9 protein-coding genes and 1 pseudogene are annotated in these 14717 nt (G+C 36.1%); 9 read left to right on the plus strand and 1 reads right to left on the minus strand.

Going from position 1 to position 14717, the window contains the following annotated elements; translation table 11 throughout:
• Window positions 1-30: 30 nt before the first annotated feature.
• From ABD676_RS09680 to ABD676_RS09710, 7 genes and pseudogenes are all read left to right on the plus strand, one after another.
• Window positions 31-813: pseudogene (locus ABD676_RS09680) on the plus strand (sulfite exporter TauE/SafE family protein).
• Between the two features lie 161 nt (window positions 814-974).
• Window positions 975-1298: a DUF4342 domain-containing protein gene (locus tag ABD676_RS09685; RefSeq protein WP_344674469.1), complete on the plus strand. Its 324-nt coding sequence runs from the start codon at window positions 975-977 to the stop codon at window positions 1296-1298.
• Between the two features lie 584 nt (window positions 1299-1882).
• Window positions 1883-7156, plus strand: coding sequence for a translocation/assembly module TamB domain-containing protein (locus ABD676_RS09690; RefSeq protein WP_344674470.1), 5274 nt, complete (start codon window positions 1883-1885; stop codon window positions 7154-7156).
• Complete coding sequence (gene tamL, locus ABD676_RS09695; RefSeq protein ID WP_344674471.1) at window positions 7122-9449, plus strand: translocation and assembly module lipoprotein TamL; 2328 nt, start codon at window positions 7122-7124, stop codon at window positions 9447-9449. Before ABD676_RS09690 ends, tamL begins: the two co-directional genes overlap by 35 nt.
• 155 nt (window positions 9450-9604) lie before the next feature.
• Complete coding sequence (locus ABD676_RS09700) at window positions 9605-10549, plus strand: malate dehydrogenase (protein ID WP_344674472.1); 945 nt, start codon at window positions 9605-9607, stop codon at window positions 10547-10549.
• Between the two features lie 184 nt (window positions 10550-10733).
• Window positions 10734-11369, plus strand: a complete 636-nt coding sequence (locus ABD676_RS09705) for a hypothetical protein (protein ID WP_344674473.1) — start codon at window positions 10734-10736, stop codon at window positions 11367-11369.
• Between the two features lie 138 nt (window positions 11370-11507).
• Window positions 11508-11960, plus strand: coding sequence for an aspartyl protease family protein (locus ABD676_RS09710; RefSeq protein WP_344674474.1), 453 nt, complete (start codon window positions 11508-11510; stop codon window positions 11958-11960).
• Here ABD676_RS09710 and ABD676_RS09715 read toward each other — a convergent pair.
• Window positions 11927-13156, minus strand: a complete 1230-nt coding sequence (locus tag ABD676_RS09715) for an MFS transporter (protein ID WP_344674475.1) — start codon at window positions 13154-13156, stop codon at window positions 11927-11929. The genes ABD676_RS09710 and ABD676_RS09715 overlap by 34 nt on opposite strands.
• 266 nt (window positions 13157-13422) lie before the next feature.
• On the opposite strand from ABD676_RS09715, the gene fsa reads away from it, so the two are divergent.
• Both fsa and ABD676_RS09725 read left to right on the plus strand, forming a co-directional pair.
• A complete protein-coding gene (fsa, locus tag ABD676_RS09720) occupies window positions 13423-14082 on the plus strand; it encodes a fructose-6-phosphate aldolase (RefSeq protein WP_344674476.1) in 660 nt (219 codons plus the stop codon).
• An 89-nt stretch (window positions 14083-14171) separates the two neighbouring features.
• Window positions 14172-14636: a Fur family transcriptional regulator gene (locus ABD676_RS09725; protein WP_344674477.1), complete on the plus strand. Its 465-nt coding sequence runs from the start codon at window positions 14172-14174 to the stop codon at window positions 14634-14636.
• The last annotated feature ends 81 nt before the right edge of the window (window positions 14637-14717 follow it).

Consider the following 14717-nt stretch of genomic DNA (forward strand, 5'->3'; position numbering starts at 1 on the left):
ACAATTTTGTGCCTAAATTTAGAAGACATGATGGAATTAATAGGATATATCGCTTCAATAGGAATAGGGATCTCTTTAGGTCTAATTGGAGGTGGAGGGAGCATATTGACAGTCCCTGTGTTGGTATATCTTTTCCATGTTGAGCCATTTCTGGCCACGAGTTACTCCTTATTTGTTGTCGGCAGCACAAGTATGGTGGGTGCCATCCCCTATTTTAAGAATAAACTTATAGATTTTCGCACAGCCTTATATTTCGGTATTCCTTCTATTATTACAGTTTTCCTTACCCGACATTATTTGATTAATGCTATTCCAGATGAATTATTTGAAGGTGGGGGAATGGTTGTTACCAAGAATATGGCCATTATGTTATTTTTTGCCTGATTGATGTTGTTTGCATCTTACAATATGATCAAATCCAAGGAGATTCCGCAGGAAGAAAAACCTATTCGTATTCTTCCCTTATTAATACAGGGAACAGCAGTAGGTCTAATTTCTGGGTTGGTAGGTGCAGGTGGTGGTTTTCTCATCATTCCAGCATTGATAATTTTCGGCCAAATGAGCATGAAAAAGGCTGTAGGAACATCCTTGTTAATTATATCTGCAAATTCATTGATTGGATTTTTAGGCAAGATGGATGTAGAGGGAATGAATTGTGGATTTATGCTGGGGATATCAGCCATTGCCATTATCGGAATACTAATCGGGGCTAAAATGAGCCAAAGAATAGATGGTAAGAAGTTAAAACCAGCTTTCGGATGGTTTGTCTTGGCTATGGCGACACTAATTTTGTTACAAGAATTATTCAAATAAAAAATCTTTAAGGTATTTTCACCGAAAATAATCGGTCAATCACCGAAAAATAAATTGACTTAACCTATTTATCGCACCAAGTTATGTGCTGTTCGCTTACCTTTGATATACAATTAAACGCGAAAGCATATAGAAATTAAACAAATAAAAACAAAAGAGTTATGTCAATTAAAGAAACATTTACCGTAACTGGAGAGAACTTATTAAAGAGAATTAAGGAATTAATTGCTGAAGGCAATGTGACAAAAATTACCATTACTGATAAAGGCGGAAAAGAAATCATGAATTTTCCAGTGACTTTAGGAGTAATCGGCGTTGTATTAGCACCAATATTTGCTGCAGTAGGTGCGATTGCAGCTTTATTAACTGAGTGCAAAATTACTGTGGAACGTACAGACAAATCTGAAGAAGCTGAACATACTGAAGCTGCAGAGCCAACGGCAACAGAAGAAAAATCAGAAGGTACGAACATTGAAGTTCACTAAGCTTAAGAATTAATAGATTTTTAGATTTTACAATGAAAGAGGTCGACACGCATGTGTCGACCTCTTTTAGCATGGGTTAACTAAGTATTAGACTATAAATCAAGATTCAAATCAGTTTCTATCTGACCAACAAATTAAATAGTTTTATACAATTTCCATCAAATTCAAAATGTTCTTTATTATCATTACACTCCCTTCCCAATGTATAGCCACGGAGCTATAGCATGTCTATTAAAAACCCTTATTATTCTCGAGTTAATTTCTCTATTAAATCCAATAAACTGGTAATTAAAAAATACGAATTGACAATTCAAAAGACCTTTGATTTTACATTACATATTAACTTTTCAAATTCATTCAGGGCACAAAGTATTAAAAACAAATCGAATAGCTAGTTATGTTTTACATTAATTCAATTAATCGAAATTAAGCAGAAGGTAACAAAACTATGTATAATTCCCTTTCAAAGGCTATATTTGTAAGATGAACAAAGAACTTATTTTGAATGATTATTAAACAAAATAGGTTACAATTTGTTAAGAAAAGGTATATATTACTAACAAAAACAAGAACATTCGCTCGCTTTGAATAGATTTGGCCGTATTGCATTAAAAACTATCCTATGGATAATTGGTTCCGTTATTGCCCTCTTACTATTGGCGATTTTTCTCATTCGATTACCAGCAGTCCAGAACTATGTGGTAGGGAAAGTCACCACATATCTTGAAAACAAACTTGGCACACAGGTAGATATCGGCCATATCAATATAACATTCCCGAAAAAACTAGTCTTAGAAAACGTTTATTTTGCTGACCAATCTAAGGATACCCTATTGGCAGGAGAGGAATTGCGCGTTGATATCAATATGTTCAAATTATTGAAGAACACCGTTGAGATTAAAGAATTTGAACTAAAAGGTATTACGGCAAAAATTAACCGAACCTTACCAGACAGCACGTTCAACTTCAGTTATATTGTTAATGCTTTTGCTTCTGAGAAGGAAAGTGCCCCTACAGCAGACAGCTCTTCTGCATTAATTTTTGACATAGATAAAGTTAATTTCGAGCGAATAAAATTTAAGTATAAGGATGATGTAATTGGCACTTCTGCGGATTTAAACTTAAATAAATTTGACACGCGTATAAAGCGTTTTGACCTCAAAAACAATATGGCGTTTGATATGCCTGTTGTAAATATTGATGGGTTGACAGCTGTTATCAAGCAATGGTCTGTAGCCACGGAGGCCGAAGCACCAGATGCTTCCGATTTTGGAATTAATGATCCATCCGTTGAGGCAAATTCACTTCTTCCTGACTTAGGCATTAATACTATAAACCTCAAAAACATCTTCGTACGATACGATGATGAGGCGGGTAATATGAAAACCAAATTTGATATCAAAAATTTGGTTGCCAATGTTGAACAATTAGATTTGAACAAGGAAATTGTCAAATTAAAAGAAATCAAATTAGACGATTCCGAATCGGAAGTTATATTAGGCAAAGTCAATAAGAAGGCAGAGATAAACAATAGCGATTCAAGCTCCGTTAATTGGGTTGTATCGGCTGAAAAACTTGTAATTGACAAGACAAAATTTTGGTTCCGAGATGATAATCAAGCACGCACAAAAGGATTGGATTATTTCAATCTAAAAATGACAGACCTTGCTGGGGTGATGGACGATCTTTATTATTCATCAGACTCGATTTCCGGAAAGCTAACCAATCTAACGGTTAAAGATCATTCTGGCTTTAATTTAAAACAGTTAAAAGGTGATTTTATCTATGGAAACCAAGGTGCAACGGTTAAAGATTTATTGATCGAAACTCCAAATACCTTAATTCGGGATGAAATTGTTGTTTCCTATCCTTCCCTTGATGCGGTTTCGAAGAATCCTGCAAGCATGCTTATTTCTGCGAATATTAAGAAAAGTCATATTGACATGCGCGATATTCGTTTTCTAGCACCAGATTTGGAAAAACAAGAGGTTATGCGACCTCTTATGAATAAGAAGTTCTACATTGATGGAAAAGTAACTGGAAAGCTTAATGATTTAAATATCCCAAGGTTTGAATTTAAAACCTTAAAAAACACACATGTCATTGCTACTGCCCATATCAAGGGTTTGCCTGATATGGATAAGATGTATTTAGACATAAATATCAAAAAATTAGTTACCGGAAGAAGCGATATTAATCAATTGGTTGCCCCATCTCTTCTACCAGATAGTATACAATTACCAAGAAACATTAGCCTTGCTGGTACTTTTAAAGGAGGAATGACCGGCTTTGATGCAGATTTAAAATTAGTTACTGAACAAGGTAATGCCACAGTGAATGGTAATCTAAAAATGGGTCGTGACACCACATATAATGCCTTTGTGACGGTAGATAATTTCAATTTAGGAGAATTTCTTAAACAGGATTCTGTATTAGGATATGTTGCGGCATCGGCTCAAGTAAATGGTACTGGACTTAATCCGAAGACCATGGTAGCTGACATCACTGGTACATTGGATCGTTTTGATGCACTAGGCTATGGTTATCATGATATTAATTTTGATTTGACAGCTAATCGTGGAGACATTTCAGGAACGATTAATAGCCCAGACCCTAACCTTGATTTAGACGCCAGCATTACTGCCGATATGAGTGGCCGCTATCCTAAGATTTTTGCAGAAATGATGATTGACTCCGTTAATTTCAAGAATTTGAAGTTAATGGACCAAAACCTCAGATACCATGGAAAGATTACAGCTGACTTTGAAACCTTTGATTTAGATCATCTGAATGGATCACTAAAGGTGGTAAATTCTTCGATTGCGTATAACGATGACCGTTATGTATTGGATACAGTAGCATTAACTGCTATTGCCGATACCAGCAAAAACACCTTGCTTCTGAGTTCTGAGTTCTTAAATGGTCACCTAACTGGTAAGTATAAATTAACGGAATTAGGTTCATCTATTACAGATATTATTCGAACCTATTATAATCCATCAAATGATCGTACGGTATTAACTTACAGTCCTCAACAGTTTGAATTCTCTGCTCGCCTAAATAATGCCCGGATCATTCGTGATTTCTTACCTGATTTGGAGCGGATGGACGATATTACTTTAGATGGTACATTCAATAGTCAGGACAGAATGGTTATGGCCAAATTATTGGCACCTAAAATTACTTATGCTGGAACAGAAGTAGAAAATATCGGTTTAGATATTATTACCGCGGACAGTACCTTATATTACAACACCTTGATCGGCCATGTTAAAGTCAATAATATTGAGCTAAATAATACCGTTTTAAGTGGTAATGTAGCGAATAACATTTTAGACTTTGGTCTTTGGATAAAGGATAAAGAAGAAAAGGAGCAATACCATCTAGGTGCTGCTATGAATGTGACAGCTAATAATTATAACTTCTCTTTAAAAGAAGATGGTTTAATGCTGAATTATGACAATTGGGCCATTGACCCAAATAACAAGATAAGTTTTGGGAAAGATGGTATTCGTGCTACAGCATTTCGTTTAACGAATGATGGACAGGAGTTGACAATTCAATCCAAGGATTCCACCTTGAACTCCCCTATTGATCTTAACTTTAATAATTTCCGAATAGAAACCTTTTCTCGAATGTTGGATTCCGAAAATCTAAATTTAGGAGGTGGAATTAATGGTACTGCAACAGTCTCCAAATTGGAAGCAAATCCAGTATTTGTTTCTGACCTGACCATTGATAAGTTCTTCTTTGGTAAGGATACGATCGGAAATGTGTTAGTAAAAGTGAACAACATTAAAGAAAACACCTATTCGGCAGACGTACGCATTACGGAGAATGGAAATGATGTTCAGTTAACTGGGGATGTTATTATTCCTGCTGAAGGCGATATGCAGATTGATGCCACTTTGGATTTAAAACCTATTACGGTTAAAACCATTGAAGCATTCAGCTTGGGCAACTTAAAAGGTAGTCAAGGTGATTTGACAGGATCTTTAAAAATAACAGGTACAACATCAGCGCCACGTATTAATGGAGATTTGACATTTAATGATGCGATCATCAATGCATCGATGTTAAATTCAAACATGAAAATCGATGGACAAAAAATATATTTCAATAACCAAGGGATTACGTTCCGTCAGTTCAACATTGTAGATTCAAGGAATAATGTTGCGAGGATAAATGGTAGTATTCGAACAACTACTTATACCGACTTTGACTTCAATTTGAACTTAACAACAGATGATTTTGAAGTTATGAATTCTACACGTGCCGATAATGACATGTTCTTCGGTAAAATGTATTTAACATCGAATTTACGTGTGACGGGTAATCTTGACAAGCCAAGGATTGATGGAAATGTCAAAGCCAATGAGCGTACAGATTTCAATTTCATTGTTCCTAATGATGATCCTGGTGTTGCTCAACGCGATGGTGTAGTCAAATTCGTGGATAAAAGTGATACAACTAGAGCAAATGTTTTTGCGCAATTGGATTCCATGACGAAGGTATCAAGTACCCTATCTGGTTATGATATTGCCTTGAATTTAAGTACAGATCGAGAAGCGAAATTTAAGATTATTCTAGATGAAGGAACAAAAGACGCTTTAAATATCCAAGGGGTTGCCGAAATCAATACCAGTATAGACGCCAATGACAAAATATTTATGTCAGGAACATTTACTGTAGAAGATGGAGATTATACCTTCTCCCTTGGACCAATATCCAAAGACTTTAGATTCCAAAAAGGTAGTACTATTACCTGGAATGGAGATCCTTTAGATGCTCGATTGAATATTACAGCAGTTTATACGGGTAAGTTTGCCTCTCTAGAGTTGGTTCAAAACCAAATCGGATCTGAAAGTCAAAACTTATATAAACAACGTATCCCATTCAATGTATTGTTAAAACTTACAGGTGAGTTGTTCAAACCAGAGATTAATTTTGATATTGACTTAGATGAGAGCAATGCCATTGTTTCTCAGGATGTGGTAAGTAAGGTAAATATTGCCTTATCGAATATTCGAGAAGATCCGGCAGAACTAAACAAACAGGTGTTTTCACTGATTGCCTTGGGTAGATTTATGTCGGCAAATCCATTCGAAAGTTTATCTGGAGGAGGTGCTGAATCCATGGCTAGAAGTACGGTAAGTTCATTCTTAACTTCTCAATTGAATAATTTGGCTTCCGACCTTATTAAGGGAGTAGAGCTTGATTTCAATTTGAATTCGGAAGAGGATTACTTAACTGGAAATGCGCAAACTCGGACAGACCTAAATGTGGGTATTTCGAAGATGTTGTTTGATGACCGTCTAAAAATTACCATAGGATCTAATTTTGAGGTTGAAGGTAATACACGACCAGGTGAGAAGGCATCAAACATAGCGGGTGATATATCCTTAGATTATCAATTGTCCAAGGATGGTCGATACTTTGCACGTGTCTATCGGAAAAATCAGTACCAAGCAACACTTCAAGGTCAGTTTGTGGAAACGGGTATTGGTTTCATCATCAATATGAGTTATGACAAATTCAAAGAGTTGTTCATGAATTCTAAAGCACTTCAAGAGTATTACAATACAGATACAAGAGGATTCCGCAGAAGGTTTGATGTTGAGCGTATGGAGACTGACACCTTATACCGCGATAGTGTTCGATTGGTAATTCGTGATAGTTTAATGCGTGTTGACCCGGAATTCCGTAAGCGAATGGAAGAGCGCCAAAAACAAGAAGAGTTGAAAAAACAACAACAAGATAGTACACAAAACAAACCTGATACGACTAATCGCATTAAAGAGTCGAATCAATCAGCTATAAAGAATGAAGAAGAGGAAGGAGGAAACAATGAAGATTAAGTATCTATTAGGGACAATCTTTGCAGCCGTATTGGTTACAAGTTGTAATCCGACTAAATATCTTGCTGAGGGGGAAAAGTTTTATACTGGTGGTGATGTCGTGATTCACCACGATAGCATGTCTCAAGAAAATAAGGAGGCTTTTGAAACTTCCTTAGAGGAATCCCTCCTACCTAAACCCAACAGTAAGTTGCTTGGGGTATATTACAAAGTAGGTTTATGGAACATGGGTGGTGGACCAGACAGTACGAATAACTTTATCCGTAAATGGTTAAAGAGAAACGGACAAGAACCTGTGAAATTAGGGGATGTTAATCGGGAGTATAATGAGAACTTATTACGGGGGAAAATGGAGAACTTGGGTTTCTTTAATGCACAAGTATCTTCCGACACCTTGATCAAAGAGAAATATGCTTCTGTTCGTTACGACGCTTATCCTGGAAAAATTTACCGTATCAATAAGGTAGTTTTTGATGTGGATACCATGACCAATTTAGGTTGGCGAATCAATTATCCTAGTAATCGCTCCTTGCTTAAACCTGGTAATAATTATAACTTGGATGTGATATTGAACGAACGTGATCGGATTGATGACGATTTAAAACATAATGGTTTTTATTACTTCAGCCCAGATAACATTCTTGTTGAGGTGGATAGTACCATTGGAGATCACAAAGTAGACATGTATGTTACGGTGAAACCTGAAACTCCTGCAAAAGCAAGAGAGCCCCAATACATAGGTAATGTTTATATATTCGCTGATTACAAGGAGACATCATCCACCAATAGAAGAAGAATACCGAGAAATACCGAGAAGTTTGATGACAAGTATTACATTGTTGACCCTTTGAAGAAACATCGTAAGAAAGTTCTTGCCAATCATATTTTTATGAATCCTGGAGATAAGTACAGTCGCTGGAACCACAATCAGACGATTAACCACTTGGTGAACTTGAATGCCTATAAATTCGTAAAAAATGATTTTGTAGATAATCCAGATTCTACAAATCATTTGGATGTATATTACTATTTAACACCATTACCGAGTCGTTCTATTCGCTTAGAATTAATAGGGAAGACAGCTGCAGTATATAATGGTACAGAGGTAACAGCAAACTGGACGCTTCGCAATGCATTCAAGGGATTTGAAACCTTAAACTTATCGGTTTTTGGAGGATATGAGACACAAACTGGTGGAAATGTCAATCTAAATTCCAGTTATATACGTTATGGTGCGGAGGTTGGAATTACTTGGCCAAGGTTATTATCTCCTTGGAAATGGGCTCCAGTAAGACGATATATTCCTAAAACCTTCCTAAAAGCAGGTTACGAATTTTTGAATAGAAGGACTGCCTATACCCTAAACAGCATGACCTTAAACTATGGTTATGCCTGGAAAGAGAATGAGCAACGAGATCATAATTTGACCTTAGCGGAAATTATTTATGTGCAACCAAGAGGTATATCCGATGAATATCGGGCTCAAATGGATACCGTTCCTACCTTACGCCATATTGTAGACCCGCAGTTTTCTTTTGGTCCGAACTATGTCTTTACCTTTACCAATACCATGGATAACCATAAGAAACACACTTTTTATGCAAAGGCTGGTTTAAATACTTCTGGTAATATTCTGGGATTAATTCAAGGGGCAGACTATAACAGTGGGAAAATAAAACATATTTTTGGCACACCTTATTCGCAGTTCATCAAAGCTGAAGCAGATATGCGCCATTATTTGAAGTTGTCTGCAAACTCGACTTTAGCATCTCGCTTGATGATTGGTACTTCTTACTCTTATGGTAACTCCCGTTCCTTACCTTATTTAAAACAATATTATACAGGAGGTCCAAATGGGCTCAGAGCATTCCGAGCACGATCAGTAGGCCCGGGATCTTCCCTACCTGAGAACATCGGAGAAGAGAACTTCTTTGCTGATCAAACAGGTGATTTTAAATTGGAAATGAATACAGAATATCGTGCTAAGATTGCTGGTATGCTACATTGGGCAGCCTTCATTGACGCAGGGAATGTTTGGCTACAGAACAAAGACGACAATAAACCAGGAGGTAAATTATCCAGTAAATTCCTTAGCGAATTAGCTGTAGGTGGAGGTGTTGGTCTTCGCTTAGACTTGGACTTCTTGATCGTACGTACCGATTTTGCCATTCCGTTTCGTGTGCCCTATCGTCCTACAAATGACCGTTGGGTATTTAAATACATTGATATTAGGGATAGAGATTGGCGAAGAGATAATTTGGTATTCAACTTAGCAATCGGTTATCCATTCTAATCTTTGGGAATTAGATATTATTAAAAAGAGCGACAAATATGTCGCTCTTTTTATGTGATTCATATTATAAACGAGGCATTTCTAAGGTTCGAAACAATAGGTAAGCTGAATAATTTTTAGTAGATTTAAAGAGTAAACATAAATACCTTAAAAGTATGAAAATAACGGTCGTAGGTGCTGGTGCCGTTGGAGCAACCACCGCAGATAATCTAGTAAGACGTAATATTGCTGAGGAAATCATCCTATTGGATATTAAGGAAGGATTCGCAGAGGGCAAAGCCCAGGATATGATGCAGACTTCTGCCCTATTAGGATTTGACTCTAAAATCAAAGGCGTTACGAATGATTACCTATCGACGGCGGGCTCTGAAGTAGCCGTAATTACTTCAGGTATTCCACGTAAACCAGGAATGACCCGTGAGGAATTGATTGGCACCAATGCTAACATTGTAAAAACGGTTGTTGATAACTTGATCAAACATTCTCCAGATATCATTATTCTTATCGTTTCTAACCCAATGGATACGATGACTTACTTGGCATTAAAATCATCAGGTTTGCCAAAAAATAGAATTATAGGAATGGGTGGTGCTTTAGATTCAGCAAGATTTAAATACCAATTAAGTGATAAATTAAATGCTTCAGCAAATGATCTAAATGCTATTGTTATTGGAGGACATGGCGATACAACCATGATTCCATTGATAAAACATGCTACTTGGAATTCAGTTGCAGTTACTGATTTCTTAAATGAAGATGAGCAAGCAGATATCGTTAAAAAGACGATGGTTGGAGGTGCTACATTAACCGCACTAATTGGAACTTCAGCTTGGTATGCGCCAGGAGCTGCTGCTGCTGCCATGGTAGAAAGCATCGTTAAAGATCAAAATCGTTTATTTACCGCTTCAGTATATTTAGAAGGCGAATACGGACAAGAAGATATAAATATTGGTGTGCCTGTCATCATCAACAAAAAAGGATGGGACAAAATCGTGCCGATGAAACTTTCAGCAGAAGAGGAAGAATTATTCAAAGCAAGTGCTGATGCAGTTAGAAAAATGAATCAGGTCTTATTTGATGAGGGTGTTCTTAAGAAATAGGAATTCCTTTAAAAATTTGAATAAAATATATAAAGCTCCAATTCTGGAGCTTTTTTCAGTATATATTTTTTAGCGTTTTGCCTTTTAAACCTTCTGGTTAGTTAATACCAAGGTAAATTCTTAAAACATGTTAATTTTAATTTTTCACATAACGAAACTTATATTAAATAATTAACTTTGAGGCATGATTAAATACATCTTTTCAATACTTAGCTTTTTTATTTTTATAAGTTTTCTACAAGGCCAAGAAAAACAACTATTAGGGGACCGAGAGATTTCGATCTACAAAGTTGAGATTAAATCCAAAGAATGGAAATTCAAAGGAAATCTACTACAAGTAACACCTGAATACCTTTTAATTGAACAAAAGGAAGGTTCTAAAAAGATAGCAGCCAAACAAATAAAAACCATTAAGGTAAAATTCAGTCAAAAGAAAAATGTACCGGTATTCAAAAATATAGCTCAAACCGGATTAGATATAATAAGTGATCCAGAATTTGGACAAACTAGATCTTTACGAGTGGCAGACAAGCCAAATGGGGAACCTAACTACATTCAAGAAAATGAGAGCCCATTGGGAGAAAGATTATTAGTTGGTACTGCTGTAGTAACTGGAGCAATTATAGGAAATGAATTAGCCAAATTAGCACCTCAAGCTAGCATAGAAAAGTTTAGGATCAATTTCTCGTCGGATAAATACTTGGAAAAAATGGATGATTTAGCGATGTATAGTTCCTATTTGCAATCTTCTCCTGAATATGAAACAGTATTAAGAAATAGGCTAAAGGCTGCAATGGAAAAGAGGAAATTAAAGATTTAGGATCGTGAATTGATTCCTCGAAGGACATTTTACGGTATTAACTTTGTAAAATATAAACCTGGAAAGCCTTCCATTTCAATTAAAATAATATTAGACTTGTGAATAATTCGAAATTATAAGTTATTCATTTAAGATATTATGCATAAAATACCCTTTGAAAGGATCAATTTACAAGCAGACGGATACCACATCATAACAGAAGTAAGGCTATTTGATAAAACATTTAAATTAGTCATTGATACAGGAGCTTCGAAGACCGTTTTAGATAAAACAACCTTATTAGAATCGGGAATTGCAGAGGATAATTTTGAAAATACGGATATTTTATCAACCGGATTAGGCACGAACTCCATGGAAAGCTTCATGCTAACCATTCCAGAAATCAAATTACAAGACTGGAATATTAAGAATTTTACTGTAGCTGTTTTGGATTTAAGTTCAATTAATTTTGCTTACAATCAAATCGGATTAGAACCTGTCATCGGTGTACTCGGAGGAGATATTTTGCAACAATATGGTGCTATCATTGACTATAAAAAGCAAACACTAACGCTAAATCAGCGTAAATTAAGCTTAAATAATCGTCGTTGAATATGTAATCGCAAATAGATATAAAAGCCTATTGCGATTAAAATACCGCAACCACCCATAATATATAGTGTGGTTTTTAAACCTATAATTTCTGCAATTGCCCCAGTTAACAAGCTTCCTATTGGAAATATTCCTTGGAATGCCATCACATAATAGGACATGGCTCTCGCTCGATAAGCAGGCACTGCATGCGTCTGTATGTAGGTATTAATGGATGAATTTTGCATCATCATCGAGAAAGATACAGCTCCTGTAAAAAACAATGCCGAGGGAAGATAATGTGCATAAGCCAATAAAACCAAGGCTACTCCCATTAAAAAAGCAGCAAACATGATGCGATATCGAAGATTTTCACCTGCTTTTAGTCTTGCCATATTAATAGCACCAACCATTGCTCCTAATCCGGCAGCACTCTCAAACCATGAAAATGTACGTTCATTTCCTTGAAATAACTCACGAGCTACTGCAGGTAATAAGGAAGTATATGGAATAACAAGCAGACTGGAGAAGGTTAAAATGATGATGAGTGAAGCAATATGTGGTGATCTTTTGAGGTAATTAAATCCTTGTACAAATCCCTGATAAGCACTTTCATTGGGAACAATAATGACTCGTTCTTTTACATTCATCAGCATTAAACAGATAATGACAGGGATAAAACTGAGGAAATTCAAGGTAAAACAAGCCAATTCACCGTATACAGATAATAAAAATCCACCAATTGCTGGTCCTACCATCCGAGCAGCATTAAAAATTGAGGAGTTTAATGCAATTGCATTCGGTAAATCACGTCTATCATCTACCAATGACACCAATAAAGCTTGCCTACCAAGTACATCAAATGCATTGATAACACCTTGAATGAAGCCCAAAATAGATAGGTATAATACCGATTCCATTTTGAGAAATACCACTAATGCTAATAAACCTGCTTGAATCATTAAGCCTATTTGGGTGGTAAAAACAAGTTTATATTTTTTATGCCGGTCTACAAAGGCACCAATAAATGGTGAAAGAACCAAGGATGGTAGAAGGGAAATAAAGGATACAAAGCCTAACCAAAATACAGAATCTGTCAATCTATAGACTAACCAACTAATGGCTATACGTTGCATCCATGTTCCTAAAAGGGAAATGGCCTGTCCAATGACGTGCAATCTGTAATTCGGATAAGCAAAAGATCTGAATATCTGCATTTAACTGAAGGATTCTAAATATATGCGTAAATCGAACTCTAGGAACCGAATAGTTAAAAGTACGGTTTTTTAAGAAGTAATCAGTCCCTCCATTCTTAATACAAATTAAACCATACAATTGTTGCAGAAATATGAATTAAGCTCAGATTTTCATCGCTGAAACACTGTATTTATTTCATTCTTAAAACAATATACCTACCTTTGCATGGTCAAAGCCAATTGGGGTTGACAAAAATTGACAAACATTTTAATCAACATTTTATATCATGAAATTTTTTATTGATACTGCAAATCTTGAACAAATCAAAGAAGCACAAGATTTAGGCGTTTTAGATGGTGTAACGACCAACCCAAGCTTAATGGCTAAAGAAGGTATTTCTGGTGAAGAAAACGTAATTAACCATTATAAAGCCATCTGTGCTATTGTAGATGGTGATGTAAGTGCAGAGGTTATTTCCACAGAATTCGATGGAATGATCAAAGAAGGTGAAGCATTAGCAGCTTTAGACAGCAAGATTGTAGTAAAGGTCCCAATGGCCAAAGATGGTGTAAAAGCGATTAAATACTTCAGCAAAAAAGGTATTAAAACCAATTGTACATTGGTATTCTCTGCGGGTCAAGCATTATTAGCAGCTAAAGCTGGTGCTACTTATGTATCTCCTTTTATCGGTCGCTTAGATGATATCTCGGTAGATGGTTTAGGCCTAATCGAAGAGATCCGTGAGATCTATGACAACTATGGTTTTGAGACACAAATCTTGGCAGCATCAGTGCGCCACAGTGCACATATCTTAGGTTGTGCTAAGATCGGAGCAGACGTAATGACTGGTCCATTATCAGCAATTTTAGCTTTGTTAAAACACCCATTAACAGATAGTGGTTTGGCACAATTCTTAGCTGATCACGCGAAAGCAGCAGGCAAATAATTGCAGCTTAAAAAAGGATAAATGAAGGCCTCCTATCCATCAAGGATAGGAGGTTTTTTATACGCAGTATTTTTCGTAATTTTAACTTTATGAAACGTGAGCAAGACAACGAAATTAGCAAAGAAAAATTAGAAGAATATAGCCAACTTTTAAAGGCAAACCAACTTAAAATTACCCAACCAAGACTTCGGGTTTTAGATAGTATTTCAGATAAATCAACAGCTGTATCTCAACCTGAACTGGAGAAGATATTAGGCACCGAAATTGACCGTGTAACACTTTATAGAATTCTCGCAAGCTTCGAAGAAAAAGGTATTCTTCACAAGGTATTTGACCTTAATGGAACAGCAACATATGCGCTCTGTTCAACCAAATGTTCGGCACACCATCACCACGATCAACACGTACATTTCATCTGTTCGGTATGTAATTCAGTCTTCTGTCTAGATGAAATTTCGGTACCAAAAATTAATCTCCCAACGAACTTTAGCCTGCACTCTATTGCTATAAATGCAGTCGGTTTATGTGACTCCTGTCAAGAAAAAGATGCATAAACTATAACCATATCCCTTCTTTTTTGATCTACTGACTATATGGATAGTTTACTATTCCTATTCCTAGAAACAGCCAAATAC

This window comes from Sphingobacterium kyonggiense, from assembly GCF_039536825.1.
In the GTDB taxonomy this organism is placed as follows: domain Bacteria; phylum Bacteroidota; class Bacteroidia; order Sphingobacteriales; family Sphingobacteriaceae; genus Sphingobacterium; species Sphingobacterium kyonggiense.

Coding starts and splice junctions, on each gene's coding strand:
- ABD676_RS09685 (WP_344674469.1), top strand. CDS start 975: ATGTCAATTAAAGAAACATTTACCGTAACTGGAGAGAACTTATTAAAG.
- tamL (WP_344674471.1), top strand. CDS start 7,122: ATGAAGAAGAGGAAGGAGGAAACAATGAAGATTAAGTATCTATTAGGG.
- ABD676_RS09700 (WP_344674472.1), top strand. CDS start 9,605: ATGAAAATAACGGTCGTAGGTGCTGGTGCCGTTGGAGCAACCACCGCA.
- ABD676_RS09705 (WP_344674473.1), top strand. CDS start 10,734: ATGATTAAATACATCTTTTCAATACTTAGCTTTTTTATTTTTATAAGT.
- ABD676_RS09710 (WP_344674474.1), top strand. CDS start 11,508: ATGCATAAAATACCCTTTGAAAGGATCAATTTACAAGCAGACGGATAC.
- ABD676_RS09715 (WP_344674475.1), bottom strand. CDS start 13,156: ATGCAGATATTCAGATCTTTTGCTTATCCGAATTACAGATTGCACGTC.
- fsa (WP_344674476.1), top strand. CDS start 13,423: ATGAAATTTTTTATTGATACTGCAAATCTTGAACAAATCAAAGAAGCA.
- ABD676_RS09725 (WP_344674477.1), top strand. CDS start 14,172: ATGAAACGTGAGCAAGACAACGAAATTAGCAAAGAAAAATTAGAAGAA.